The sequence below is a fragment of the Saccharomonospora glauca K62 genome (genome assembly GCF_000243395.2).
GTDB classification, from domain to species: Bacteria; Actinomycetota; Actinomycetes; order Mycobacteriales; family Pseudonocardiaceae; genus Saccharomonospora; species Saccharomonospora glauca.
Genome location: NZ_CM001484.1, coordinates 3,402,104 through 3,427,450, shown reverse-complemented (window position 1 = coordinate 3,427,450; position 25,347 = coordinate 3,402,104). Strand labels below are relative to the sequence as shown.

Genomic DNA, 25,347 nt, shown 5'->3' with positions numbered 1-25,347 from the left:
TCACGTCGCGGCGTCCCGTGCTCGCGACCACCTCACCGCGTCGCAGAGGGAGAAGTACTTGCACTCGTCATCCAACCCCGTACCGGACAGGCCCGACGACGTTCACGGCGACGCGGGCACGATCCACTTCAGCCACACCGTCCACGAGGAGCCGGTCGACTACCGGGAGCTCGAAGCTCCGCAGGAGACCGGCGTCGGGGGCCCCTCGCTCTTCCAGGCCCCTCCCATTCCCGCGGTGAATCCTCCCTTCGCCTCCACGGCGCCCGGTTCGGGTTCCCGATCGTCCTCGCAGGGGCCGGGGAATCACAAGAACAACCGGCGTCGCTCTTCGCGTTCCCGTCGCTCCAGGTCCCGTCGCCACTGACCCGCCGGGTCGGGTGACCCTTGCCACGGAGAAGTTCGCCCCACCCTCGCCGCTCGGGCTAGCCTGGCTTCTTCGAGACGTCACCGTGAGTCGGAAGAGGTGCCCGAGTGCGTCTGCGTCGAGTGCTGGCGGCGACCGACTTGTCTGCCGGGGCCAGGTTGGCGTTGGGCCGGGCGGCCCGGCTCGCTTCCGCGCACGACGCCCAGCTGACGGTGTTGTCGGTCGTGCCTCCGTCGTTGGAGGACGAGGTCTCTGCCTTCGCCGCCGAGACGCTCGCCGACCATGTCGCCGCTCATGCCATGCCCGAGGTCGACGTCGTGCTTCGCACCGGGACGGTGTCCGACACCATTCTCATCGAGGCCCTCGACCGGGAGGTCGACCTGATTGTGCTCGGTGCCCACGGTGAGCGTGGTTTCACGGGCAGTCTCACCGGCGCCACGACGGAGAACGTCGCCCACGCGAGTCACTGCCCCGTACTGGTCGTGCGGACCCCGGTCCCCGACTACCGAACTGTCCTGCTGGCCGTCGACGACACCACTTCGGCTCGCCGTGCGGCGCAGTGGGGAATCGATCTGACCCCGTCGGCCGTCCACGTGCTGGCGCACGTGAGCGTGGTGATCGGGGAACAACTGCTACGGTTGAGCGGGCTCGGCGACAGCGACCTCGAACGGCTGCGGGAGGCCAGTACCGCGGAGATCCGTCCTCGGGTCGAGGCTCTCGCCGCCGAACTGCACCCGCGACCCGACGCCGTGGTGGTCGGCTCGGGAACACCGCAGCGAGCTCTGCCGGAGTTGGTGTCGCACTACCGCGCCGATCTCGCGGTCACCGGCAGCGGATCGAGCACACGCTTCGAACGGGTCCTGTTGGGCAGCGTCGCGCAGAGCGTGCTCCGGTACGCGCCTTCCGATGTGTTGGTCGTTCGCGGGAGCGCACGTCGTACCGAACCCCGCGCGTTGTAGGCTGCGCCCCCAGCAAGATCGACGCTGGGGGTTTCCACATCGTGTTTGGCATCATTCGCCCATGCCGGCATCGGTTGTCCGCCGAGTTGCACGCCGATTGGGTCGCCCATCTCTGCGGGCTGTGCCTGACTCTGCGAGACCAGCACGGCCAGCTCGCCCGCGCGGCCACGAACTACGACGGCATCGTCATCTCGGCACTCGTGGAAGCGCAGACGGAACACGCCGCCGCACGCCGTTCGGCGGGGCCGTGTCCGCTCCGCGGCATGCGGCGCGCGTCCGTGGCCGAGGGGGCGGGCAGCAGGCTCGCTGCCTCGGTGTCGCTTGTGCTGGCCTCGGCGAAACTGCGTGATCACGCCGAGGACGGCGATGGCGCGTTACGTCATTCCGTGCTCGCGTCCCTCGCGCGTTCGGCGGCCGAACGGTGGGAGAGGCGGGGCGGCGCGACGGCCGCCCTCGTGGAGTTCGACACCTCCGTCCTGACGGACGCGGTGGCGGGTCAGTCCGAGGTGGAGCGTTCGCTGGGGCCGGGGAGCTCCGTGCTGATGGCCACGGAACCCACCGAGATCGCGACGGCGGCCGCCTTCGCCCACACCGCCGTGCTCGCGGGGCGTCCGGCCAACGCGGAGCCGTTGAGCGAGGCGGGCCGCTTCTTCGGTCGCGTGGCGCATCTGCTCGACGCGGTGGAGGACCTCGCCGCCGACCGGGCGTCGGGAGCCTGGAACCCGCTTCTCGCCACCGGCACGTCGTTGACGGAGGCGCGCCGCCTGTGCGACGACGCCGTGCGCGGGGTGCGGTTGGCTCTGCGCGAGGTGGAGTTCTCGCGTCCGGCGCTGGTGCACGCGTTGTTGGTACACGAACTCCACCACGCCGTGAGCCGGACGTTCGGACACGCGGAACATCCGCCGGAGGCGAACACACCCCACTCCCACCAACCGCCGGGGTGGCAGCCGATGCCACCCGGAGGGCAGCCGCCGGTGCCGCCGGGAGGGCAACCGCCCATGCCTCCCGGAGGGCAGCCGCCGGTGCCGCCGGGAGGGCAGCCGCCCAATGAGTCTCCGGAGGGCGTCCGGGACGGCGACGGCGGATGCTGCTGGGTACCGAAGTTCCGGGTCCCGCCCAGAAGGCGCAACTGGTTCGTCGGATGCTTGGTCGCGTCCTACATGTGCTGCACCTGCCAGTTCTGCTGCCGGGACCCGTGGCCCGGCCCGTGGAGCGGTGAACCCGGTTCGGCCTGCTGCGACTGCTGCGACTGCTGTGACTGCTGCAGCTGCGATTGCTGAAAGCCGGAAGCGATCGGGGCGGTCGAAACGACCGCGTTCGTCACGCGACGTCGAAAACTATTCATATTTTTTCTCGGATTTTCCGGTTTTCACCCGGACAGCCGTCTTGCGGTCGTACTCTGCGTGCGGGTTACATCACAGAAGGGAAACGAGCGATCGGGAAACGGGGGGAGGTGCGCGGCACGGCAGGGCAAGTCCAGGGAACGTGGGGAGTGACCAGTGCCCATATTCGGGATCGATATCTCACATCACCAGGGCAGCTTCGATGTGGAGCGCGCGGCTCGTGAGGGCATCGATTTCTTCATCTTCAAAGCCACAGAGGGGAGCAGCTTCGTCGATCCCCGATTCGCGGAGAACGTGGCGAAGGCGCGCAGGACCGGAAAACCCTTCGCCGCCTACCACTACCAGCGGTCGGGGGCGAGCGCGGCGGCTCAGGTGGCGCACGTCCGCAAGGTGGTGTCGCCGACGATCCCCGTGATCCCCGACGTCGAGGCGAACAGCGGGAGTATCTCGCTCACGCGCGACATCGTGGCGCGGCTACGTGCCGCGGGGTACTCGGTGCCCCTGCTGTACCTGCCGAGGTGGTACTGGCAGCAGATCGGCTCGCCGTCGCTGGCCGGGCTACCGCCGTTGTGGTCGTCGCGCTATCCCGACAACGTCATCGGAGACATCCGCGACGAGTACGCCGACGTGCCCCCTCACTTCTGGGACGGCTACGGCGGTCTGCGGGTCGCCGTGCTCCAGTTCACCAGTTCGGCCAGAGTGGCCGGACGTGCGCCCATCGACGGCAACGCCTACCGGGGCACGCTCGCCCAACTGCGTGCGCTCTTCCGCTCGTCGGGAGCCCCGGCGACCCCGCAACAGGAGGACACCATGCCTGTGAAGTTGAGCGTGGGCACCCATGCCCAGAGCTTCCAGATCCCCGAGGGAGCCGAAAAACTCGCCATCAACTGCCCGCACGGCGAACTCAAGGTGAGGGCGTTGTTCTTCGTGGGCAACCGGTATCCGAGCGGCAAGGAGGAGGACGGGCTGCCGAAGTTCGACTTCCGGGGCAATCCCGTGCCGGAGGGCGGCAAGACCGTGCACCGGCTGCGTCCGTGGCGAGTGGACATTCCGGAGGGTGCCACCAACGGCGCGCTGTACTACGAGTACCCCAAACCCGACAATCGCTACGAGTACTCCGGTTCCTTGGACTTCGTGTTCTGACCTCCGACGGGGCGGGACGGGATGCCCCCGCCCGTCCCGCCCCGTCGGCGCCCTTCCCGATTCGGGTTTCCGTTCCGTTCGATATTCTCTCGCGCGTCGCGAACCCGTTCCGAGCGCCGAGCTTCGGCATGGTCGGTGGCGGAAATTTGTCGCGTGTCAAGAATTGCGGCTCCCGCTCGCCGGGGCTTTCCTTTTCTCGGCTTGCGGCGAAATGGGAAATCGGTTTCCGGAAAACGCGTGGGATCAGTCCACGGGGAGTGGGCCTTCGAGTGTGCCCAACAGCGCGGCGAGGCCCCGGGTGAGTTCCTCGCGGTGCTCGTCGGCCAGGAGCTCCAGCAGTCGCCGTTCGGCGGCGAGGTTGCGGTGAAACGCCCGGTCGATCACTTCGCGCCCCCGGTCGGTGAGGTGGACGTAGGCGACGCGCTTGTCCCGCTCGTGAGTCGTGCGCCGCAGCAGGCCGCGCTCGGAGAGGCTGTGCAGGCGCTTGGTGGTGGCCGCGCCGGAGGACACGGTCTGCTCGCCCAGCCTGCCCACCGTCACCGGTCCACCGCTGCGGCGGAGGGCGCACAACAGGTCGAACTCGGCCCGGTTGAGTCCCTCCTCGGCCAGCACCGTGTCCAGCCTGCGGCGCAGGACGGCCGCCGCTCGCAGTATGCGGCCGATGATGTCCATGCTGCTCGTGTCCGTGTCGGGGTGGACGTCCCGCCACTGTTGCCTGGCCGCGGCGATGAGGTCAGGTGTTCGGTTCATCTCACTAGTATTTCACTAGTAAACAAAATCTGTATCGTGGGGTGACGTGCCACGAAGCGTGCTGCTCCGCGATCTCCCGCATACCTTCCGTATCCGCCGGACCGGCCCGTTGTTGTGGCCCGCCTGCCGGGCGCTACTCGCGATGATCGTCCCGCTCGGCGTCCTGCTCGTACTCGATCGACTCGACCTCGTGGCCGCCGCCGTGTTCGGCGCTCTCACCAGCGTCTACTCCCGCAACGACCCCTATCGGCGGCAGCTGCGCACGCTCGCGGCGGTGGGGGTCGGGATGGTGCTGGCCGTGACGGTCGGGGACCTCGTGGCCGTGACCGTGGGCGGTTCGGCCGCGCACGTCGTCGTCGCGCTCCTGGCCACCGCGTTGGTGGGAGCCCTGGCGACCATGGCCTGCACGGCGGTCGGGGCGGGAGCGCCGGGTGGGCTCATGTTCGCGTTCGCCACCGGCGCCTGCGCCCACCTGCCGCTGTCGGCGGGGGACCTTCCCGCCCACCTCGGCATCGCCGTGGCCAGCGCGGCCTTGGCGTGGACGGTCTCCTACGCGGGAGCGCGGGTCCGAGGACTGAAGCCCCAGCGGGAGGCCGTGGCGCGGGCGTTGGAGGCCACCGCCGCGCACCTGGACTCTCCCGCCGGCCTGGAGACCCGACACCGAGCCGCCGTGGCCGTGGACCGGGCCATGAATTGCGTGGCCGAAGCGGGCACACGGCATCGAGCAAGTGCCGAACTGGTCGCTCTGACGCGTGCCGTGGCCACGTGCGAGTCGGTGCTCGTCGAGGGCGAACCCCACGAACCGGACCCCGCTTCCCTGCGGCGCTTCGCACACGCTGTCCGCCGTGGCGTGCCGCCGCATCCCACGGCTGAGGGGGAGCCGACGGAGCCGTTTCCGCGAGCGCTTCCCGAGTCGCGCGGGCGGACGCTCCGGGAGCTGGGCGTCGCCGCTCTGCGCCCCGGCCGTCACCCGAGCGCCTGGTTGCTTCCCTACGCCGCCAGGGTCGGTGTCGCGGCCTTCGCCGCCGGGGTCCTGACCCACCTGGTGGGCATCGGACACGCCTACTGGGCGGCGGTCTCCGCGGTCTCGGTGCTCCAGGCCACCAGCACGTCCACGTCCGTGCCGCGCATGGTGCAGCGGGTTGCGGGCACAGTGTTCGGGGCACTGCTGGGACTTGCCCTGCTCGGCGCGCATCCCGCCGCCTGGGCCGTGGTGCTCCTGATCGCGCTGTTGCAGTGGGGCGCCGAGATGACGGTGACGGTCAACTACGCGTTCGGGCTGTTCTTCGCCACCCCCGTGGCCCTGCTGGTCAGCGCACTCGGATCGAGCGCGCCACCGCACGAGCTGGTGGCCGACAGGACGGGGGCGACGCTGGTGGGCGCGGCCGTCGCCGTGCTCGTGGCGCGGCTGGCGCCGAAGCGAGCGTGGCTGTCACGGGTGGAGCTGGCCCTGTCCGAGGTCCGCCGACTCGCCGCGGCCGAACGGCCCGACCCGGCAAGATTACGGGCGGCGTTGCTGGAGCTGCACGAGGCCTACGACATCGCGGCGGGAGAGGTCCCGGCCGAGCGGCTGCCGACCGAGGAGCTGCTCACCGTCTCCCACCACGCCTACCGGGTGTTGGACGGTCGCGAACCGGCTCTCGGCGGGTGACGGCTGGTCGGTTCAGACCGGTGGCCGGAGCCTGCGGCGGCCGTTGTCCCCACACCACTGGCACGGACGTGAGATGACCATGCTCTGCGGCACCCCGGCGATGACCGCGACCTTCGAGACGGACACGTGTCCCTCGCCCTCACAGGAGCCGCACAGCGCGTTCAGCTCGAAGTCGTTGTCGTCCATGCCGTTTCTCTCCGTTCGACCGTTCGTGCCGCGCGGCGGCCCGACGCGGTCCTCACACCCACGGTGGGACTCGAACCCACACTGGTACGGACCCGAGCATACGCGGTCCCCGGCGGCGGTTGCCGTGAGTGGCCTCCGGTGGTGTTTTCGCAGGTCATCCCGCAAATGGGAGGCGGTGCCGAAGTCGATCTCGCTCGACGGGATTCGGCCGGGGTCCGCGCCCGTAACCCGGCCGGCACGAGCGACCTCGGCTTCCGTGTCCACTCCGACCCGGCGAGGTGCGGGTAACGGGGAACACACGCCCGCGACATACCGATGTTCACCGTGAACGTCCGTGCCGACAGCTGAGAGGCCCCATGTACCGACCCGTGCTGCCCACCTTGCCCTTCGACTTCCCCGCCGGGCATCTGGCGTTTCCGTCCATCTGCCGATTGGATGACGGTCGCCTGTTGCTGGTGTGGCGCCGTGGCAGCGACCACTATCTCGCCCGCGACGGAGTGATCGAGGCCGCCACGTCCACCGACCTCGGTGTCACATGGTCAACACCGGTCACCGTGCTGACCGACACCGCGGACCTGCGGGACCCGTGCGTCGCGACCATCGGCGGCACCGTGTGGTTGACGTACTTCAAGGGCACCACAGCCTCGGCGGCCGATGGGGCGTTCGTGCGGCGCAGCGACGACCGGGGCGCCACGTGGGGCCCCGAGGTGCGCATCGACCCGGACATGCACCAGGCCGCGATCTGCGCGCCGCTGGTGGCCTTGCCGGACGGGCGGTTGCTGGCCGTCTACTACGGCCGACAGCAGGGGGAGACAGTCAACTCGACGTGGGCCGCCGTCAGCGACGACGGCCGGCAGTGGACGTCGACTCGGCTGGTGGCGGGGGACACCCGCGCCTACCCCGAACCGTGGGCGGTGGTCCGCGACAACACGGTGACCGTGCTGTTTCGATGGGGGCAGTCCGACGGCATCGGCATGGTCCGGTCCCCGGACGGTGGTGCCACGTGGGAGCAGCCGAGCCGGATGTTCGACGGCACCGGCCGACCATCGGCGTGCTGGGACGACGACCGGCTCGTCGTGGTCTACCGCGGCGAGGACGGGCACGCCACGATGCGCTGGCTACGCGGCGACGTGATCTCGGCGCCGAGGATCGTCCACCGCGCCGCGCCGGGCGGCATGATGACCTACGCCCACCCGCTGTGGGTGGACGGTTGGCTGCTCTGCCCACTGGCTACCGAGGACGCGCGCGGCGTGGAGTCGGAACTACGGATGACTTGTCTGTCCACCGGTGGCCTCACCCCGCTGGGCTGGGTTCCCACCGGCGCGCTCGCGGTGCTCACCGACTACGACAACGTCCTGGCCGCCGAGGTGTTCGACCGGCCCGACGGCCCGCCACCGGGCTGGCGGACGTTGCGGGGCTCCGTGACCGTGCGAGACGGGCTGCTGGCCTCCACCGCCGCCGACGGCGTTCCGGACGTGGCGGTGCTGCCCACCGGCTCCGCGAACGTTACCGTCACCGCCGATATGCGGTGGACGGGGATGTCCGGAACCGGCGTGGTGGTGCGGGCCGTCGACCCCGACAACTACCTGTGGTTCACCGCGGAGTCGGGCGGCACCGTGTTGCGCCTGTACAAGCGGCAGAAGGGCACCGCCACCAAACTCGCCGGCGTCTACGGCGACACCGCCGCGAACGTGTGGCACCGCTACCGCGTCGACATCCGGGGCCCGCTGGTGCGCTGCTTCCTCGACGACGAACTGGTCATCGACCACACCCTCACCGACGCCGACCAGACCACCTTCGGTCGGGCGCACCTGCACGGCGTGGTCCTCAACGGCCCCGAGGGCGGCACGCACACCTGCCGACGCATCACCATCCACGCATAGAACACGGCCCCGAGGAGGCGGGCGTGAGCGACGTGTCCGACTTCCTCGGGGCACTCGCAAAGCGTTGGGTGAGCGGAGCGTTCGTCTTGGTCTGGACCAGACACGTCCACTGGGGGTACCCCCGCGTGTGCGGGGCCGACGGTGGCTGGGACCTCGACGAGGAGGACGGCTACGGTCTATCCCCGCGTGTGCGGGGCCGACGAGCGTCGGCCGAGGCGGCCGAGGCGGCCGCCGGGTCTATCCCCGCGTGTGCGGGGCCGACAAGGGCTCGTGGCTGTGGGCGATCCTGCGGAACGGTCTATCCCCGCGTGTGCGGGGCCGACCGCGGCGTCCGCGATAGCCGCCCAAACGTCCGCGGTCTATCCCCGCGTGTGCGGGGCCGACACTTGCTGACCTGGGAGTTTACCCGAGCAGCAAGCGGTTTTCATTCAGTCTGCCACCGGAGGAGGGAATCCCTTCCACTCCCCGGTGTCTCCGGGGCCGTGTGGGGGAGTTGTCGCCGGAGTCCGTCGAGGACGGCGTGCAGGATCGGCAGGGTTGGCTCCTCACACCGGTGTAGTGCCGTGTGGGCTTCGGCGATCACGTTCTCGGGTGGGGGATCGGGGTCACGGTCGGGCCACTGCCAGACGTCCGGCAGACAGAGCCGTGCGGTCCGCTCGGCCTCGGTCTCGGGTGGTGGGGTGACCACGACGACGGGTGAGTCATGCATCGAGACGGGCCTTACCTCGAAAAGAGGTCTCCTGAGCGTGGGCGAAGGCATCAACGGGGCACCAGTGGCCGTGGCGGGCATCGCTGAGGCAGTGGTCGATGCAGTCGACACAGAAGCGGCTTTCGACCATCCACGCCTCAGCATGGGGACAAGCGACGGGCTCGGTGCCGCACAGGGCGCATCTGCCGGGACGTGGAGGTGGGGTGGTGTCGAGTTCGGCGGCGCGGGCGATCATGTCCTCGGCGAGAGTTCGCAATGCCTGGCCGACTTCGCGAAGCCCGTTGGCGGGCAGTTCGCCGCCGTCCTGGGCGGCCATGAGCGCGAGCACGACCTCACCGATGCTGGCGTTCACTTGTCCCAGTCGCGTCAGTAGTTCACGGTCGCGGGCGATCACCGGTCACCGCCCTCGTCGCTCGACTTCGTCGCGTCCGCGTTCTCCCGATCGTTCTCAGGCGTGGTTGTCGCCGGTGTCGGTTCCTGCCCCGTCCACGTCGCACGGCCCCCGCCACGGCATGATCCGCTGTTCCAGCTCATGCGCGGACCGTAGGCCGCTTCGGCATGTCCAGGTAGGACGGAATGTCCTACTACCCGACCGGGCTATCCGGTGACGGAGAGGCGGCGGGCGAGGCTCCGAAGACGCGACTGCCGGTCACGCTCCAGCAGCTCGCCAACAATGCGGCGCGGCAGTGTCTGGTGTCGAATCCAGTCGGGCCCCATCGATTCTGCGATGAGCAGCGCGTCAACGGCCCGTTGGGCATGGCCAAGACGGGCGTGCGCGAATGCCTGGTCGGCGAGGTGTCGACACCGGGACGCCAACGGCAGTGCGGTACCACGCGGCATCCGTTTCGCGGCGTCGAGTGCGCCCGCGTAGTCCTCAGTGACCACGCAGACATCGACGGTCTGCATCACAACCTGAGACGGGCCGAAGTAGGTTTCGTAGTCGTGGCGGTCCACACCCATGCGGCCTGCTACGGCGGCGGCCTGGCCAACAAGGTGCTGAGCTTCGCCGACCCGCCGCGCGCGGCCGGACGCTGTGGCCGCGGTGAGGATGAGGCTGCCGTACGCGGACAGGTGCGGCAACGGCACATCCCCGCGGGGCTCGATCGTCTCCGCAGTGCGGACAGCGACGCGGTGGGACTCGTCGTAACGGCCCTGTACGAGGAGCTGCCACGCGATCGACCCGCGGATGGTAGCGGTAAGAAGCTCGTCGGAGCCGTGACCGCTGGTGTCGTGGGCGAGACGGATGGACTGCCAGGCGATGTCGGTCTGGCCGAGATGGACGAGGGTGCAGCCGGTGACCCAGTAGGCACGAGCAAGCAACTCAGCCGCGGCGGATCGCTGGTCTGCACTGGCAGCGTGCATGGTGGCTCGCAACTGCGGCAACGTGGACGGCAGGATGGTGGCGAGGTGGTCGTACTGGCCACCCCAGTACGCCGACCAGGCGTAGTCGACGGCGCGGCGCGCGTCGTCGAGCGTGATGGGCTCACCTGTGATGTCGCCGATGAGGTCGTCGATGGGAGAGAGGGCCTGTCGAAGTGCGACCACGCCGCCGTCCGCTTCACCGGTGGGCACGGAGGTGCGCTGTCCGAGAAGCTCGGGCAGGGACACGTCGAGAGCGCGGGCGATCTTCGTGAGCGTGCCGATCGCGGCGGTCTTACGGGTGCCCTGTTCCAGCTTGCGAATCACGTCCACCGACACGCCCGCAGCGTCCGCGAGTTGCTTTTGGGTGAGTAGCTTGCCGCGTAGGGCCTTGATGCGTGCGCCGATCTCCTGCATGGGGGTACCCCCTTCGTCGCGTGGCCGGGATTCCTCCGCGTCGCCCCAGGGTTCCTCATGCGGGGCGAAGCACGCGAAGGGTCCGCCGCACAGCGTAGCCAGGAGCCGATCGGTACGTCACCCCGAACAGCAAGCGGCCCCGGACACCACACGGTGCCGGGGCCGCTTCGGCGAGCGCGGTTGCTATCTTCGTGCCGCCCACTTGACGAACCGCACGAGCAGGTAGATCACGGCGAGCACGAGCGCAACACGCCCGAGCAGCAGACCGAGCGAGTAGCCGCCATCGCTGTTGATCGCGATGACAACCAGGAACACGACGGCAGCGGCGATCACGAGCAGGTACAGCCCGTTTCCGATGATGCTGAATAGCGCCTTACGTTTCTCTTCCGGCGTGACCATGTGGGGTGTCCTCTCAGCGGTGGATGTCGCTGACATGTCGTTCTTCGACTCCTCGGCGTTTCTCATCACGGCTGAGCGCCAACAGCGCGAACCCGCACACGATCACCAACCCGTCGACCACCAGCGGGCCGACGTGCGCGCCTGCGGTGCCATAGCCTCAGTGAACGAGCACGTCCCGGATATGGCCGTAGAGATCACTGCCGCCTCGGCCACCACGGTGACGGCGCCGAATCTCGCTGCCGTCCACTGTTACCCGGAGTCACGCTACCCGCGACAGCACCTCGACCGACAGCAGTAGCGCCAGCGGCCACACCGCCGCGCCGAGCTGCGGAGCTAGGCCGGACTGCTACGCCTTGCTGCGGAATCCACGTGTGCAGTACGTTCGCCGCCACCGAGATCACGGTGCCGAACCCGGCCCAGGCCATCAGCCGCGCACCCGGATGACCGGCCACATGCGGTGGCACCGCCTGGCCCTTGGAGCGAAGCGCACTGCGGGACCATCCCCGCGTGCGCGGGGCCGACGCCCATACCCACACCGGAGTGCTGATCCGGTGCGGACCATCCCCGCGTGCGCGGGGCCGACCAGGCCCGAGGAAGCGCGTACCCACACTCGCGCGGACCATCCCCGCGTGCGCGGGGCCGACGAGCCGCACCAGGGCCGTGACGGGCTGTGGTTCGGACCATCCCCGCGTGCGCGGGGCCGACTGCTTCCCGGCGGCTTCTCCATCAGCTCAACGCGGACCATCCCCGCGTGCGCGGGGCCGACCTCAGCGAGAACACTCCGACCCCAACGGTCCGAGGACCATCCCCGCGTGCGCGGGGCCGACGTGCTTACCCGTTCTCTGTGGCCTACCCATCGAGGACCATCCCCGCGTGCGCGGGGCCGACAAGCCCGCTAGGGGAGGGGAAAACCCAGCGGGAGGACCATCCCCGCGTGCGCGGGGCCGACCAGCGGCGCCTGGTCGAACAGTACGGAATGGGCGGACCATCCCCGCGTGCGCGGGGCCGACGCCCTGATGTAGTGGTCGAACCCGAGCAACCGCGGACCATCCCCGCGTGCGCGGGGCCGACTCTTCCCCGGCCACCCGCTGATCTCGTGGATGGGGACCATCCCCGCGTGCGCGGGGCCGACACTTGTTGACCTGGGCGTTTACTCGGTCAAGGAGCGATTTTCATTCAGTCTGTCACGGGACGGGTAGAGGCTGGTCATCTGTTCTCCGGTGGAGGTAGTCGTTGGATGGCGGGACATGTGGGTGGGGCGAACGTCTGGGCAAGGGCTTGGTGCAGCGACATCACTACCACGTGGGACTGACACGTTCCGTAGCTCTTCCCTGACTCGCACGCAACCGACGGTATCGCGAACCTCAGCGCGCGTAGTACCGGAGTGAGCGACGCCCTGAGGCAATGTCTCAACCTCATCCGGAGTCAGACCGCCAACTGGGAGTCCGAGTTGTGCAGGCCGAGATATTGGCGTATGCAACAGGCCACCGAGAAGCCGCGTCGGACGGTCGTCGACCACGGCGGCCTCGGAGCGGTCGGGGCATCACTGGGCACCGACCACTGCCGTGGTGTCGAGTTCGTCGGCGCGAGCGATCATGTCCTCGGCGAGAGTTCGCAATGCCTGGCCGACTTCGCGGAGCCCGTTGGCGGGCAGTTCGCCGCCGTCCTGGGCGGCCGTGAGCGCGAGCACGACCTCACCGATGCTGGCGTTCACTTGTCCCAGTCGCGTCAGTAGTTCACGGTCGCGGGCGATCACCGGTCACCGCCCTCGTTAGTCGACGATGCGGCCGTGGTCTCCTGCTCGTCCTCGGTCGTGGCCGGTGTCGGTTCCTGCCCCGTCCACGTCGCACGGCCCCCGCCACGGCATGATCCGCTGTTCCAGCTCATGCGCGGAACGGTAGGCGGGGCAGGCGGTTGCGGGAGGGACATGTCGGTACCCCGCCCTGAGGGGGACGGTTTGTCCCCTTGCCCGGTCAGGTGAGGACGCCGAGCTGTGACGCGAGGCTTTGTGCTTCTTTCTGGATCAGCCGACCGCCCGAGGTGACCAGTTCGGCGGCCAGGCCACGGGACAGTGGATGGCAGCGCATTGATTCCGTGCTCGCCGCCGTGGCGCGTTGCAGGGTGTGCAGCGCGCCTGTGTAGTCGCGTCGCTGGGCGTACGCGCGGGCGGTTTCCAGCCATAGCCGGGCCCGGCGATCCCGAGACGGGATCACGTCCGGGTCGACGGCGTCGGCCTTGTCGAGCGCGGTTCCGCTCTTGCGGAGGTCGACGGCGACCGACACCCCGGTCAGATCGGTGTTGGCTCGGCCGAACAACGTCCACGGGTGCGCATAGCTGCCGGGGAGTCGTGTCACGATCGTGTCGGCGTCGTCGAGGTAACGGAACGCGTCCCCCTCCCGGCCGAGTCGCGCGGCCGTGATCGCCGCGTGCAGCCGACACGCGCCCCACAGGGCACGGATGGTGTCGTCATCGCCGTCGAGATACGGCGCGAGCACGGCGGCCGCGTCGACCGCGAGCCGCAGCGCGTCTTCCTCACGGCCCGTCGCTCTCCACACATTGCCCACGACCCATGCCGCGGCAGCGAGGCTCACTGGGTCGTCGGCCTGCTCGGCGGCCGTCATGCACCGGTCAGCGGACATCCACAGCAATGCCGAGTCCGACACCCACGCCAACGCCTGCTCCGCCAGCGCGTATGCGGCGACGAGCGCGGTATTCGCCGTGCGACGGTCGGGGCCGGTAAGTACACGGGCGGCTCGGCGCGCATCCCGCAACAGCGACGGCAGTACGCGGCCGACATCGGCGCGCGGCGTGGCCGAGGTGTGCCACACCCGCCAGGCATAGGCGGCCCGGTCGACCAGATCCGTCACGTCGTGGTGCATCTCCCGGTCAACCACCAAGATGGTCTCTTCGATTGCTTCCCGGATCGCGGGCACAGCCTCGTGGCCTTCCCGACGGACGGCGCTGACCGTGACCGCCTGATCTCCGGTGAGCGCGGTGACATCGTGCAGGCCGAGCGCGTCGGCCAACTTCACCAACATCTCCAGCCGCGGCGGTAGCAGGTGACCTCGCTCGACCTTCTTGAGCCAGTCGGGAGAACGGCCAACCAGACCAGCGAGGACGGGGCGGGACATGCCGCGTCGTTCGCGGTACGCCTGGATGCGCTCTCCTACGGGTTTCCCGGCGAGTTCGTCGACGTGCACGCGGATCACCTCGTTTGCGGAGTGATGTCCTCTTCACGGAAACCCGGTGGTTAAGCCGAGACACGCTCTTCCACGAAGAGAATCACTCACGAGAGTAGCGGAAAGTGCGTGATCGAAAGCACAAAGCGGCCCAGCCGTGCGGGCGTCCGAGGGCGTCGTGCTCAAGGTTCGGACCGGCGGGTGCGGACCTCGTGCTGGCCGGTGTCTCACCCCAGCGGCACAGCCGCGACGTGGCTTTCAGCGATGGGTTCGGTGCCGCACAGGGTGCATCTGCCGGGGAGTTCGGGTGGGGTGGTGTCGAGTTCGTCGGCGCGGGCGATCATGTCCTCGGCGAGAGTGCGCAGGGTGTGGCCGACTTCGCGAAGCCCGTTGGCGGGCAGTTCGCCGCCGTCCTGGGCGGCCGTGAGCGCGAGCACGACCTCACCGATGCTGGCGTTCACTTGTCCCAGTCGCGTCAGTAGTTCGCGGTCGCGGGCGATCACCGGTCACCGCCCTCGTCGCTCGACGATGCGGCCGTGGTCTCCTGCTCGTCCTCGGTCGTGGCCGGTGTCGGTTCCTGCCCCGTCCACGTCGCACGGCCCCCGCCACGGCATGATCCGCTGTTCCAGCTCATGCGCGGAACGGTAGGAAGCTGATCGGGGAGTTTGTGTACCGCGAGTTCACACGGGACGGCTTCACCCGGTCGGGGCCAATCCCATGCGCCATGCCAGGCCGCGAACCTCTCGCCCGCTGGCATCACGCCGTGAGGACCGCAGCAGCTCCGCGACTGCTTCACGGGCGAACGCATTGGTGTGGACCTGCTGGGGCGCGAGTTGTTCGGCCCGCAGCAGCGCGGACAGCCCCTCGTCACGTGTGGCGCGCTCAGTCAGCAATCCGCGCCCGTAGTCGAGCCAGAAGGCTGCTTGGCGACCGCGCGAGATCGTTTCGAGCCGAACGTCCTTGGCGACCTCGGCGACACGAGCACCGTGACCGAGCTCGACACCCACCGCGACGCGGAAGATGCCCACATTGGTCCGCCCGAACTGCATCACCCCGGCCGGCCACGGACTCACGTCCGGTTCCACGAGCTCGGCGATCGCGCTTGCTTCCGCGAGGTGTGTTTCCGCGAGATCGGCGTTCCCCTGCGCCGCTGCGGCCATCGCCGCGGTCAAGTGGGCCATGCCTCGGGTCTCGGGTCGGTCGGCCGGTGCCATGTCCGCGGCGGCGACAGCGAGCTCGTACTGACGAGCCCGGTTGACGCCGGAAAGGAATTGAGCACGAGCCCACGCCGCGACGGCCTGCCACACCGGATCGTCGAGCCGGTCGGCGACTTGCTGCATGCGGTCGACGGCCAGAGAGGGCATGCCGGGGATACGCAGGCGCATGGCGATGCTGCCCGCGACGTGATACGCCGTCAGCAACGGCGCGAGCACTCGACGCTCGTGTGCCGGGTTCGCTGCGGCGGCGAGCAGATCGCGGATCAGCCGCGACAGCGTGCCGAGTTGTGTGGAGTAGTCGCCCGCCATCGTCGGACCGGGGCTGTTTCGTGCGCGGTAGAAGCGTCGTAGGTCGGCCAGTACCTCGGCGAGCGGCCGGGGCGGTGCGTCGGGCACCTCGCCCACCCACCAACCGCCGAGCAGATCGGCAAGCTCGGCCATGGCGGTGGACGCCTCCGTGGCGGGTTCGACCGAAGGGCCGTAGGCGTCGGCTAGGAACTCCACGGGAGAGACCCGTAGCGTCCGAGCCAATGCCTCGAGCAACTGTCGATTCTTCACGGGTTTCTCGCCGCGCTCGATCTGCCCGAGATAGCCGTGGGTGATGCCGGTCAGTTCGGCGGTCGCGCGCAAGCTCAGCCCCCGCCAGGCCCTCACCTCACGGATACGACGACCTATGTCGTTCTCGCCCATGGGAACCCTCCGCTCGGCGTGGTCGGACCCCGGTTTGCGACCAGGTTCTGCCGCAGAGCGTAGCCACCACGACGGCACAGCGGTGGTTACCGGCGTTTCGCGTTGTGGCTGAGCGTCAGCAGTGCGAATCCGCCCACGACCATGACCGTCGACCATGAGCGGGCCGCCGTGAGTGCCTGCGGTGCCGGAGCCACCGGTGAACGTTCCGGATGTGGCAGTAGGAGATCACTGTCGCACCAGCAGCCACCGCAGAGCTTCCGAGGCCTTTTCCGTTGTCGGAGGTCCGGACCATCCCCGCGTGCGCGGGGCCGACTACCTGTGGAACAACCGCGGTAAGGAAGTGCCAGGACTATCCCCGCGTGCGCGGGGCCGACCTGACGCCCAGAGTGGAGGTGAGCACGGTGGAGGGACTATCCCCGCGTGCGCGGGGCCGACGACGACAACCCCACCGGCAACATCGACAAGCTGGGACTATCCCCGCGTGCGCGGGGCCGACATGAAAGACTACTTCACGGTAATTACAGAAAACGGACTATCCCCGCGTGCGCGGGGCCGACGTGGACGGCGACGCGCGCGCCGCTGAACGGTGGCGGACTATCCCCGCGTGCGCGGGGCCGACCCCTGGCCGGAGCCTAGGCGAGAGGACCGGACCGGACTATCCCCGCGTGCGCGGGGCCGACACTTGTTGACCTGGGCTTTTACTCGGCCAACGAGTGGTTTTCATTCAGTCTGGCACAGAGTGGGTGGGGATTGGTCATCTGTCTTCCGGGAGGGGCAGTCTCTGTCATGGTTCGAGAGTTGCTGGCGGTGTGTTTCTAGCGTGCCCGATGTCTGTAGGGCGGGCCGGTGCCTGCCTTCTCGGAGCGGCGAGGGCGGGGATATGCGGCAGGCCAGAGGGGCCACCGGTGGTCACACCGAAGACGGAACGGGGCGAAGGCTTCGGCATGGGCGCGTCTTTCTACTGCGCCTGCCCGTCGAGGCGGTGAGCGGAGCAGTGTCCCGCCGGTCGATCCGTGTCGGTGGGCCCGGTGGGACTCGAACCCACACTGGCACGGACCTAAACCGTGTGCCTCTGCCAATTGGGCTACGGGCCCGACACCGAGCAGCCTAACTCCTGGCTCGGCGCCGAGGGACACGCGGTGTGGCCGATGAGGCGGAGGTCTCGGCTGTGATCTACCGTGGCAGCACTGCGAACAGTGCTTTTCAGGGAGGACACGTGGCGCGCGACCCCGAGACGATCGAACGCGACATCGAGAAGGCCAGGGAGGCACTCGCCGTCACCCTGGACCGCATCGGTGAGAAGGTGAATCCGAAACAGCTCGCCGACTCGGCGCGGAGCACTGTCCAGGCCAAGTTCGACGAGCCGAAGGTGAAGTACCCGCTGATCGGCGCGGGCTTGTTGGTCGGCTTCCTGCTGCTGCGCAAGTTGTGGCGCTGAAGCGGGTGCCGAGCCGGGAGACGTCGCGGGTCCCCGCGACGTCTCAGCCCGCGTGGGCGTAGCGGCGTTCCGCTTCCTGCGGTTCGCGGCTCAGTTCCTTGCGGGGGACCGTCGCGGTCACGGGCTTGCCGCTTTCCTCCTCGCTCTTGTCCGAGGCATCCCGTGCCTCGTCCGAGGCCTCCTCGTCCTTCGAGCTCTCGGGAGCCTCGGGGCCCCGCGCGAGTCGAGCGGTCATGTAGGTGGAGGTGAACTCGTACGCGCTGCCGTTGAGCAGGTGAACCACCGTGGGGTTGGCCCCCTCTCCGGCGAGTTCCTCCACGAGCTGGTCGGCACGGTCCCTCGCGGCGATGATGCCCGACGCTTCCCCCTTCAGCGTCTTGCCGAGGCCGGACACGGTGACGGTCCAGTCCTCGTCTCGTTGCACATACTTCGCCGTGATCGTCTGCATCGCCTTGTTCATCCCCTCTTCGCGACAGGGCGCGAGAGCTTCCGTGGGAAGTTCCCCTGTCTTTATGACGATGATTCAAGTCTGTAACGCGAGAGGCGTAGCAGCAACAGGAGACGACCGAAAAGGCTACCCAGAGTGATAACACTCTCAGTTTGTCGATACTCAGAGTTAAGTTAACGTCTCGTATTGTCAATCATTGTTACGCTAAGTGACGTAGTCCTCCCCAGAGCAAGTTCATCGTGTAGTCCGTGGCCGCCTGTGGCGTGATCTTCTCGTCTTGCTCGCACCAGATCGCCAGCCGCTCGCAGCCGCCCACGACGAACTCGGCCATCGCGTGCGTGAGCGTGGGGTCGGACACGTTCAGGTAGCCGCTCATGAGGGAGGCGATGAGGTCGGTCTGCTGCCTGCGGGTGACCTCGATCTCGTCGGCGGCCGAGGTGCCGACCAAGCTCGTCTCGTGTCGCAGCAGCGACCACGCCTGCCTGTGGTCCCGCACGAACTCGAAGAATGCCAGCAGCCCCTTGCGCAGAGCCTCCTCGGCGGTCGTTGCGCCGAGCACGGCTTGCTCGGTGGCCTCGCGGAGCGAGGAGCGGGCGGCTTGGATGCAGGCGAGGAGCAGTCCTTCCTTCGACTGGAAGTACTCGTAGAGCATGGGTTTGGAGACGCCGACGCGTTCGGCGATCTCGTCCATCGACGCGGCGGCGTAGCCGCGTTCGGCGAACACGCTTTCGGCGACCTCGATCATCTGGCGTTCACGTTCGGCTCGCGGCATTCGTCTACGCCGCTGGGCTGGGGGCTTTGCGGTCGCGCTCACAATCGCTATCCTACTCGCAGTAACTTACTCTGGGTAAGGTGAACTCGGGGTAACAGGAACCGGTGCATGGAGGCGCGGACATGGGAAATCGCACGGAGACCGGGGTAGTCGTGGTGGGAGCCGGGTTCTCCGGGCTCGGCATGGCGATCCAGCTGCGTAAGGACGGTCGAGACGACTTCGTCGTGCTGGAGAAGGCCGACGAGGTCGGCGGCACCTGGCGCGACAACACCTATCCCGGCTGTGCATGCGACATCCAGTCCCACATGTATTCGTTCTCATTCGAGCAGAATCCGAACTGGTCCCGTGCCTTCTCGCCACAGCCGGAGATCTACGAGTACCTGCGTGGCGTCGCGAGGAAGTACGGACTCTACCGGTTCATCCACTTCGGCCGGGAGATGACCGGGGCCCGGTGGGACGCCGACGAACACCGCTGGCACGTCACGACGGCCTCGGGCGACGAGTACGTGGCCCAGTACCTGGTCTGCGGGGTGGGCGCGCTGCATCTGCCGCAGATTCCCGACCTTCCCGGCGCCGAGCGGTTCCGGGGCGCGGCGTTCCACTCGGCGCGGTGGGACCACGATTTCGATCTCCGGGGCAAGCGGGTGGCCGTGGTCGGTACGGGGGCCAGCGCCATCCAGTTCGTGCCGAAGATCGCCGAGCAGGTGCGGCAACTGCACCTCTTCCAGCGCACCCCGCCGTGGGTGATGCCGAAGGCCGACCACACGATGCCGGAGTGGGTCAAGCGGCTGTTCGCCCGCGTCCCGCTGGCCCAGCGCGCCTACCGTGACTTCCTCTACTGGACGCTGGAGCTGCGGGCCATCGGCTTCAACGGCGATCCCCGCATCATGCGACTCGCGCAGAAGATCGCGAAGCGGCACCTCGACAGGCAGGTCGCCGACCCCGTGCTGCGGGAGAAGCTCACCCCGGACTACGTGCTCGGATGTAAGCGCGTGCTGATCTCCAACGACTACTACCCCGCCCTGACCCGCGACAACGTTGAGGTCGTCACCGACGGCATCGCCGAGGTCACCGAGACGAGCGTCATCGACAAGGCGGGGGTCGAGCGCGAGGTCGACGCGATCATCTACGGCACCGGCTTCCACGTCACCGACGGCTACGACCACCTCGACATCGTGGGCGCCAACGGCACCAACCTCGGCAGGCAGTGGTCCGAACACGGCATGCAGACCCACCTCGGCATCACCGCCAACGGGTATCCGAATCTGTTCCTCCTGCTCGGGCCCAACACCGGGTTGGGGCACAACTCGGTGGTGTTCATGATCGAGCAGCAGATCCGGTACATCGCCGAGGCCATGAACTACGTCGAGGCTCACGGCGCCGACGCCATCGAGGTGCGTGCCGACGCCCAGGCGCAGTTCAACGCCGACATCCAGCGCAAGCTCGCCAACGGCATCTGGACCCGTGGCGGGTGCAAGAGTTGGTACCTGGACTCGCAGGGGGTCAACCGCACCATCTGGCCGGGATTCACCTGGCGGTACTGGCTGCGCACCCGCAAGCTGGACCCGTCCGACTTCCGGCTTTCCCGCCGGGCTACAGCGTCGCCGCGGACAGTTTCCTCAGCCGCGTGATCAGTTCCTCGACCCGCAGGTCGCACAGCGCCGCGAGCTGTTCGAGCGTGGCCCGGTCGAAGCGCACGTCGGTGGACCCGCCCGAGGCGAGCCTGCCGCGGGCCCAGCGGCGCAAGGGGAGCAGCTCGGGCTGTTCGTCGGCGATGACGTCGGCCAGATCCACCCGCATCTGGTCGGCTTCGTGGGCGAACAGCCTGTCGTGGACGCGCGCGAGCAGGTTCTGCGGTAGTTCGCCCATCGCCATGCACAGTTCGGCGAGCCGCACCACGGAACACTGCCGCGTGCCCAGCTCGTAGGTGGCGAGCGTCTGCAGCGAGATACCGCTCTGCAGGCGCTCGCCCAGTTCCTTGCGGGTCCACCCGAGCTTGGTCCGTAGCTTGCGTAGTTCCTCGCCCAGGACTCGCTGGTAAGCGTCGGTGTCGATCAACACTGGGGCCCCCTGCTCGTGCCATGTGGCCGGTTGTTCTACCCATGTGAATGGGCGAAGGGCTCCTCGCTTACGCGGCGACAGGAAGAAAACCAACCGATCCGATGTGGTTCCCTCGAATGGAGGAGTCCACTGCGCTGTTCGGGTCAGCGGTTTTTGCCGAGGGTGAAGACCTCGTGGTGGCCCCCGTGCCCCGGCCGCAGACCGTTACGCGAGGGCCCGACACGCCTAGTTGACGCAGGTGACACCGTCCGCGGTGATCGGCTGCTCGTCCGCGTCGCCGCCCTGCCGTGGGGCCGTTCCGGGCGCGTTCCCACCGCCGGCCGGCGCACCCGCCGCCGAACTGCCGTTCTGCTGGTAGTCCGGGGCCAGCAGCACGCGCACGTGCCCCGACGTCACCTCCGCGTTCTCCTCCACGGCGATCCCGCCGCCCAGCGCGTCGGCGACGGCCTGCGCGGAGGCGAGTTCTCCCTGTGCCGCCTGGACCACGCTCGCCTGCCTGGGCGTGTCGTTGGCCACCTCGCCCGCCACGTATCCCTGGGCCGTGAGCGTCTCGGACACCGTGCCCGCGAGCCCTTCGATGTTGGAGGTGTTATAGACGTCGACGGTGATCTCCCCCGGAGCCGGCGCGGACTGCTCGCTCGGCTTCTTGCCCGAGAGCTTGGCGACGAAGTTACGGACCTCCACCGGGTCGATCTGGATGGCCAGCCCGTCGGGGGTGTCGTACTCCGGGTTCTTCACGGGGATGGTGTGGAACTTGATCTGCCCGCCGGTGAGACCCTTCATCTGCTGGGCGAAGGAGAGGATGTCCCAGCCGCTGTTCACGACGACGGACTTCTGAATCGCGTCGACGAGGTCGCTTAGCTTGGCCGGGTCCGTCAGCGTGCCCGCCGAGAGCACCTTGTTCGCCAACCCGGCGAGGAACACCTGCTGCCGCACGACCCGGTCCAGGTCACCCCGCAGCAGGCCGTGTCGCTGCCGCACGAACGCGAGGGCCTTCGTACCGGAGATGGTCTGCTTGCCCGCCTTGAAGTTCGCCCCCGAGTACGGGTCCTTCGTGGCCTGGTTCAGACACACCTCCACGCCGCCGATGGCATTGGTGATCTCGTAGAAGCCGAGCAGGTTCACCGAGGCGAAGTTGTCGATGGTCTGGCCCGTCAACGCCTCGACGGTGGCGATGAGCGTCTTGGCGCCCTCCTGGTTGCTGCGCAGCTCCAGTTCCTTCTCGTCGGTGACGCCCTGTGCTTCCAGCTCCCGCTTCGCGGCCATCTTCCCGCGCGCGTACGCGGAGTTGATCTTGTGTTGGCCGAAGCCGGGGATCGTCACGTAGGAGTCCCTGGGCAGGGACAGCGCCACGGCGCTCTTCCCGTCGTTGGGAATGTGGACGAGGATCAACGTGTCGGTGTTCAGCTCGCCGTCGGCCACCCCGGCGTTGAGTTTGGCGAGCATCTCCTCCGGCAGCGGATTGCCCTGCGCGTCGACCCGGCTGTCCATGCCGACCAGCAGGATGTCGCGGGCCCCGTCGGCGGGGAGCTCGCCTTCGTCTCCCTCGATGACGTCGGCCGTCGTCAGACCGTTAACGAGCCCCTGCATGGCGGCCCAGGCGTAGCCGGTGACGGTGAGTACCAACACGGACACCAGGGTCAGGGCCACCTTGGCACCGACGTTCTTCCCGCGGCGACGTGGCGGGGCACCGCGCACCGAGGTCGCGGTGCGTGCGCTCGGCTGCCGTGCGGGAGGACGTCGACCGCTGGCACCGCCCGATCCGACGGGGGACTTGGCGCGCTCACGCGATGCCGAGGCACGCCGAGGATCGCGACCCGGCGGCGGTTGTCTGCGTGCCTGTCGACGATCGCGGTCCGCACCACCCCGTCGCGATCCCCCCGGAGAGTCGTCGACGGCTCGCTCCGGCCCGCGGCGCGGGGTGCGAGGGCGACGCGGTTCGTCTCCCGGCGATCGGTTCACGCCAGGGCTCCTTTCCGTCGCTGCTTCTCCGTCGGGCCTGTCGGCCTCCCCACGAGTTCAGACGCATGGGTACGGGCTGCGGTTGTCGTAGGGTGCCACACGGGGAACCGTCGACACGGACAGCACCCCGCTCAAGCCGTCATTCAGGTTCGCCACCCCCGCGCGGGGGAGACCAGGGCCCTCACCGTCGTCATGATCGCCACGGCGACGGCGGCCAGGCAGGCCGTCACGTGCACCACCATGCCGACGGAGTCGGGCAACGGCGTCGCCGTCACCGACAGTAGGGGCGGGACACAGGCCGCCGCCATGAGCAGCCAAGTTCCGGGGTTGCCGGTGGTTCCGCTGCGTACGCTGTGCAACAGCGACATCCCCAGCAGCAGTTTCACCAGACTCTGCACCGGGTCGAGCAGCACTCCCGACAGCGCTTCCGGCGTGGCGTTCAGCGTCGTCAACGCGAACCCGAACACGCCGAGGACGGCGAAACCGAAGCCCGCGACCGTCGCTCCGTAGGAGAGCCACCGGTCCAGTCCGCTCCGTGTGGGACGCCACACCGGAGAGGGAAGTGGTCGATGCCACACGTGGCGTTCGATCCGGACGAAAACGAACGCCGCGGGGGCCACCAGGAGAGCGGTGGCGAGCAGGGTGCGGGATTGCACGGCCAGCACGTCGAACTCGGAGCCGAGGCGCCTCGGCAGGTACACGGCGCTCACCAACAGCATCACCGCGGCGAGGAAGAGCAGGTAGAGACTCATCGGCGCGCGTGAGGCCAGTCCCGCCGCGCGCAGGACCGGTGGTCGGCACACCAGGCGGCCGAGGCGGTCCCGGAGCAGGCCGAGCACCGAGACCTGAACCACGCCGATCAGCAGCACGGCGGTCGTGGGCCCCGCCAGCGTCGAGGGGGCGTCGGGGACTCCCAGCACGAGTGGGAGGGCCCCCGTGGTGGCGCCGATCGCCAACGCTGCGAGTCCGGCCCCGGCCGCGAGCAGGAACTGACGCCGGGTGGGGGTGAAGCCGTCCCGGTGGGCGAAGGCGGCCTGTTGCGCCAGCAGCGCGAGGGTCATCGTGCCCAGGTGGTGGGGCCACGACGATGTGGTGAGTGTGGTGGCCCATTCCGCGCCCGCGAGCGCGAGAGCCAGGCCCAGCGGCACCGCACGCGGCGCGCGTCGGTGCAGTGCCTGCATCAGTGGCGTGAGGATGACCGTGAGCAGGTACAAACCGATCAACCACAGCGGGTGCAGCGCCACTCGCATGATCCCCTCGGCGGTCGTCGGTGGTACGCGCAGCAGCTCCAGGGCGAGGGGGGTGGCGAAGGCCACGACGGCGAACACGAGTGCGAACCGCAACAGCCAGCTGCCCCGATGCGCCAGGTAGGCCCGCACCCCGCCGGAGCGGGAGCTGGCCTCCCACGCCACGGCGTTGCTATATCCCGCGGCGAGGAAGAACACCACCGCCGTCTGGGTCAACCAGGTGAGAGGCCACAGCCACTCCGTGGCCAGCCCGGCCCAGCGAGCCAGCGCCACCGTCGATTCGCCGAGGATGAGCAGTCCCACCCCGCCGACGCCGAGCAACGTCCACGGTGTGGCGGGCACGATGCGCGCGTCCCGGCGCGGTCGAGGCTTCGGGCTCGGTGACGAGGAGAGGCCCCCCAGCCGGTCGCGCCATCGGTGCCAGAGCAGGACCCCGATGACCACCGCCCCGGCCAGCAGTGGTGGCAGGGGCTCGTTCACCGGAGGTCCCCACCTCTGGTGCCAGGAGTTCACCACGAGCCCCGCCGTGTAGAGCCCGGCGACGCTGCGGCACAGCTCGGGGGTGCCCCTCGGGTTGACGTCGCAGGTGGCGTACATGTCCTCGGACAGCCGGTCGTCGAGCGCCTCCCTGAGGTCGGTCCCGAGGGGGCTGCCCTTCTTCTCCGCGTAGCGCAGCAGGTCGTAGCCGAGATCGTGGGAGCGACAGGGCGTCCCGAAGTCCCACCGGGTGCTGTCGTCACCCCACGGTGCGGAACACCCGCCGCCGACGTGTATCGCCCTCACCGTGCCGTCGAGCGCGCGTTGCGTGGCGACCTCGACTCCGGTCACGGCCTTGAAGTCGGCGGGCAGCATGGCCAGCGCCTGAGCGGAGCGTTCGGGGTCGAGCAACGCCTCGACGGCGCGTTCGGCGTCGGCCACGCTCTCGTCGACGGGCTCGTCGCCCGCGGGGGGCGAGGTGGCTTCCGGTCGGGAGGCCACGAACGCGAAGCCCCCTACCAGGAGGACCAGCAGCAGGAGACGAGTGAGACCGCCCGGTGTCCGTCGACGCGCGTTCGGGGTTTGGCGGACGGGCATGTCCACAGGGTGGCAGCACGAGGGTCGCCGTGTCAGCGGAACCCCGAAAAACGGCTTCCTCGTTGGTCCCGACCACGGTGTGTTCATCGGGCGTCA

The 25,347-nt window shown here is 68.8% G+C and carries 22 protein-coding genes, 1 tRNA gene and 3 CRISPR repeat arrays; of the genes, 8 read left to right on the top strand and 15 right to left on the bottom strand.

Annotated elements, in window-relative coordinates; all coding sequences use genetic code 11:
• Window positions 1–471 precede the first annotated feature (471 nt).
• The 3 genes from SACGLDRAFT_RS15955 (at window position 472) to SACGLDRAFT_RS15945 (ending at window position 3,809) form a co-directional block, all read left to right on the top strand.
• Entirely contained in the window at window positions 472–1,323 is an 852-nt protein-coding gene (locus SACGLDRAFT_RS15955; protein ID WP_005465880.1) for a universal stress protein, read from the top strand.
• 41 nt (window positions 1,324–1,364) lie between these two features.
• Window positions 1,365–2,603: a DUF5685 family protein gene (locus SACGLDRAFT_RS22345; RefSeq protein WP_005465878.1), complete on the top strand. Its 1,239-nt coding sequence runs from the start codon at window positions 1,365–1,367 to the stop codon at window positions 2,601–2,603.
• A 219-nt stretch (window positions 2,604–2,822) separates the two neighbouring features.
• Complete coding sequence (locus tag SACGLDRAFT_RS15945) at window positions 2,823–3,809, top strand: glycoside hydrolase family 25 protein (RefSeq protein WP_005465877.1); 987 nt, start codon at window positions 2,823–2,825, stop codon at window positions 3,807–3,809.
• A gap of 243 nt (window positions 3,810–4,052) precedes the next feature.
• On the opposite strand, the gene SACGLDRAFT_RS15940 is transcribed toward SACGLDRAFT_RS15945, so the two are convergent.
• A complete protein-coding gene (locus tag SACGLDRAFT_RS15940) occupies window positions 4,053–4,559 on the bottom strand; it encodes a MarR family winged helix-turn-helix transcriptional regulator (protein ID WP_005465876.1) in 507 nt (168 codons plus the stop codon).
• 46 nt (window positions 4,560–4,605) lie between these two features.
• On the opposite strand from SACGLDRAFT_RS15940, the gene SACGLDRAFT_RS15935 reads away from it, so the two are divergent.
• On the top strand, window positions 4,606–6,210 hold the full coding sequence (locus SACGLDRAFT_RS15935; protein WP_040919181.1) for an FUSC family protein: 1,605 nt from the start codon (window positions 4,606–4,608) through the stop codon (window positions 6,208–6,210).
• Window positions 6,211–6,222: 12 nt separating this feature from the next.
• Here the strand turns inward: SACGLDRAFT_RS15935 and SACGLDRAFT_RS22540 are convergent, their stop codons facing one another.
• Window positions 6,223–6,396 carry a hypothetical protein gene (locus tag SACGLDRAFT_RS22540; RefSeq protein WP_005465874.1) on the bottom strand — a complete coding sequence of 58 codons (174 nt, stop codon included), beginning with the start codon at window positions 6,394–6,396 and terminating at the stop codon, window positions 6,223–6,225.
• Window positions 6,397–6,752: 356 nt separating this feature from the next.
• Between SACGLDRAFT_RS22540 and SACGLDRAFT_RS15930 the strand changes: the two genes are divergently transcribed.
• Entirely contained in the window at window positions 6,753–8,279 is a 1,527-nt protein-coding gene (locus SACGLDRAFT_RS15930) for an exo-alpha-sialidase (RefSeq protein ID WP_005465873.1), read from the top strand.
• 112 nt (window positions 8,280–8,391) lie between these two features.
• Window positions 8,392–8,663: direct repeats of the CRISPR family, unit length 28 nt; unit sequence GGTCTATCCCCGCGTGTGCGGGGCCGAC.
• A 317-nt stretch (window positions 8,664–8,980) separates the two neighbouring features.
• Here the strand turns inward: SACGLDRAFT_RS15930 and SACGLDRAFT_RS22035 are convergent.
• The 3 genes from SACGLDRAFT_RS22035 to SACGLDRAFT_RS15915 all read right to left on the bottom strand — a co-directional run bounded on the left by SACGLDRAFT_RS22035 (window position 8,981) and on the right by SACGLDRAFT_RS15915 (window position 11,163).
• Window positions 8,981–9,382, bottom strand: coding sequence for an RING finger protein (locus tag SACGLDRAFT_RS22035; protein ID WP_005465870.1), 402 nt, complete (start codon window positions 9,380–9,382; stop codon window positions 8,981–8,983).
• A 203-nt stretch (window positions 9,383–9,585) separates the two neighbouring features.
• Window positions 9,586–10,764, bottom strand: a complete 1,179-nt coding sequence (locus tag SACGLDRAFT_RS15920) for a helix-turn-helix domain-containing protein (RefSeq protein WP_005465869.1) — start codon at window positions 10,762–10,764, stop codon at window positions 9,586–9,588.
• Between the two features lie 183 nt (window positions 10,765–10,947).
• Window positions 10,948–11,163, bottom strand: a complete 216-nt coding sequence (locus tag SACGLDRAFT_RS15915) for a hypothetical protein (RefSeq protein WP_005465868.1) — start codon at window positions 11,161–11,163, stop codon at window positions 10,948–10,950.
• On the opposite strand from SACGLDRAFT_RS15915, the gene SACGLDRAFT_RS15910 reads away from it, so the two are divergent.
• Entirely contained in the window at window positions 11,156–11,461 is a 306-nt protein-coding gene (locus tag SACGLDRAFT_RS15910) for a hypothetical protein (RefSeq protein ID WP_040919177.1), read from the top strand. The genes SACGLDRAFT_RS15915 and SACGLDRAFT_RS15910 overlap by 8 nt on opposite strands.
• 196 nt (window positions 11,462–11,657) lie before the next feature.
• A CRISPR array of direct repeats spans window positions 11,658–12,295; the repeat unit is 28 nt; unit sequence GGACCATCCCCGCGTGCGCGGGGCCGAC.
• Window positions 12,296–12,706: 411 nt separating this feature from the next.
• On the opposite strand, the gene SACGLDRAFT_RS15905 is transcribed toward SACGLDRAFT_RS15910, so the two are convergent.
• The 5 genes from SACGLDRAFT_RS15905 to SACGLDRAFT_RS15885 all read right to left on the bottom strand — a co-directional run bounded on the left by SACGLDRAFT_RS15905 (window position 12,707) and on the right by SACGLDRAFT_RS15885 (window position 17,343).
• Window positions 12,707–12,919 (bottom strand): hypothetical protein, encoded by a 213-nt coding sequence (locus SACGLDRAFT_RS15905; RefSeq protein ID WP_005465866.1) that lies wholly within the window; start codon window positions 12,917–12,919, stop codon window positions 12,707–12,709.
• A 217-nt stretch (window positions 12,920–13,136) separates the two neighbouring features.
• Complete coding sequence (locus SACGLDRAFT_RS15900; RefSeq protein WP_005465864.1) at window positions 13,137–14,363, bottom strand: helix-turn-helix domain-containing protein; 1,227 nt, start codon at window positions 14,361–14,363, stop codon at window positions 13,137–13,139.
• A 206-nt stretch (window positions 14,364–14,569) separates the two neighbouring features.
• A complete protein-coding gene (locus SACGLDRAFT_RS15895; RefSeq protein ID WP_005465863.1) occupies window positions 14,570–14,845 on the bottom strand; it encodes a hypothetical protein in 276 nt (91 codons plus the stop codon).
• Between the two features lie 192 nt (window positions 14,846–15,037).
• Entirely contained in the window at window positions 15,038–16,249 is a 1,212-nt protein-coding gene (locus tag SACGLDRAFT_RS15890) for a helix-turn-helix domain-containing protein (protein ID WP_005465862.1), read from the bottom strand.
• A 285-nt stretch (window positions 16,250–16,534) separates the two neighbouring features.
• Window positions 16,535–16,929: a CRISPR direct-repeat array (repeat unit 28 nt; unit sequence GGACTATCCCCGCGTGCGCGGGGCCGAC).
• Between the two features lie 340 nt (window positions 16,930–17,269).
• Window positions 17,270–17,343: transfer RNA gene (locus SACGLDRAFT_RS15885), tRNA-Leu, on the bottom strand.
• 122 nt (window positions 17,344–17,465) lie between these two features.
• Here SACGLDRAFT_RS15885 and SACGLDRAFT_RS15880 point away from each other — a divergent pair.
• Complete coding sequence (locus SACGLDRAFT_RS15880; protein WP_005465861.1) at window positions 17,466–17,687, top strand: DUF3618 domain-containing protein; 222 nt, start codon at window positions 17,466–17,468, stop codon at window positions 17,685–17,687.
• A gap of 43 nt (window positions 17,688–17,730) precedes the next feature.
• Here the strand turns inward: SACGLDRAFT_RS15880 and SACGLDRAFT_RS15875 are convergent, their stop codons facing one another.
• Window positions 17,731–18,135 (bottom strand): hypothetical protein, encoded by a 405-nt coding sequence (locus tag SACGLDRAFT_RS15875; RefSeq protein ID WP_005465860.1) that lies wholly within the window; start codon window positions 18,133–18,135, stop codon window positions 17,731–17,733.
• A gap of 199 nt (window positions 18,136–18,334) precedes the next feature.
• Window positions 18,335–18,949, bottom strand: a complete 615-nt coding sequence (locus SACGLDRAFT_RS15870) for a TetR/AcrR family transcriptional regulator (RefSeq protein ID WP_005465859.1) — start codon at window positions 18,947–18,949, stop codon at window positions 18,335–18,337.
• An 80-nt stretch (window positions 18,950–19,029) separates the two neighbouring features.
• On the opposite strand from SACGLDRAFT_RS15870, the gene SACGLDRAFT_RS15865 reads away from it, so the two are divergent.
• Entirely contained in the window at window positions 19,030–20,538 is a 1,509-nt protein-coding gene (locus SACGLDRAFT_RS15865; RefSeq protein ID WP_005465858.1) for a flavin-containing monooxygenase, read from the top strand.
• Here the strand turns inward: SACGLDRAFT_RS15865 and SACGLDRAFT_RS15860 are convergent.
• The 3 genes from SACGLDRAFT_RS15860 to SACGLDRAFT_RS15850 form a co-directional block, all read right to left on the bottom strand.
• Window positions 20,501–20,968, bottom strand: coding sequence for a helix-turn-helix domain-containing protein (locus SACGLDRAFT_RS15860; protein WP_005465857.1), 468 nt, complete (start codon window positions 20,966–20,968; stop codon window positions 20,501–20,503). The two genes, SACGLDRAFT_RS15865 and SACGLDRAFT_RS15860, sit on opposite strands and share 38 nt — an antisense overlap.
• 225 nt (window positions 20,969–21,193) lie before the next feature.
• A complete protein-coding gene (locus SACGLDRAFT_RS15855) occupies window positions 21,194–22,666 on the bottom strand; it encodes an LCP family protein (protein ID WP_005465856.1) in 1,473 nt (490 codons plus the stop codon).
• A gap of 407 nt (window positions 22,667–23,073) precedes the next feature.
• Window positions 23,074–25,251 (bottom strand): phospholipase A2, encoded by a 2,178-nt coding sequence (locus tag SACGLDRAFT_RS15850; protein WP_040919171.1) that lies wholly within the window; start codon window positions 25,249–25,251, stop codon window positions 23,074–23,076.
• Between the last annotated feature and the right edge of the window lie 96 nt (window positions 25,252–25,347).

Bases quoted from the DNA above. Each gene is read 5' to 3' on its own strand.
- SACGLDRAFT_RS15875 (WP_005465860.1), bottom strand. From the start codon at position 18,135: ATGCAGACGATCACGGCGAAGTATGTGCAACGAGACGAGGACTGGACC.
- SACGLDRAFT_RS15930 (WP_005465873.1), top strand. From the start codon at position 6,753: ATGTACCGACCCGTGCTGCCCACCTTGCCCTTCGACTTCCCCGCCGGG.
- SACGLDRAFT_RS22540 (WP_005465874.1), bottom strand. From the start codon at position 6,396: ATGGACGACAACGACTTCGAGCTGAACGCGCTGTGCGGCTCCTGTGAG.
- SACGLDRAFT_RS15940 (WP_005465876.1), bottom strand. From the start codon at position 4,559: ATGAACCGAACACCTGACCTCATCGCCGCGGCCAGGCAACAGTGGCGG.
- SACGLDRAFT_RS15915 (WP_005465868.1), bottom strand. From the start codon at position 11,163: ATGGTCACGCCGGAAGAGAAACGTAAGGCGCTATTCAGCATCATCGGA.
- SACGLDRAFT_RS15920 (WP_005465869.1), bottom strand. From the start codon at position 10,764: ATGCAGGAGATCGGCGCACGCATCAAGGCCCTACGCGGCAAGCTACTC.
- SACGLDRAFT_RS15850 (WP_040919171.1), bottom strand. From the start codon at position 25,251: ATGCCCGTCCGCCAAACCCCGAACGCGCGTCGACGGACACCGGGCGGT.
- SACGLDRAFT_RS15865 (WP_005465858.1), top strand. From the start codon at position 19,030: ATGGGAAATCGCACGGAGACCGGGGTAGTCGTGGTGGGAGCCGGGTTC.
- SACGLDRAFT_RS15890 (WP_005465862.1), bottom strand. From the start codon at position 16,249: ATGGGCGAGAACGACATAGGTCGTCGTATCCGTGAGGTGAGGGCCTGG.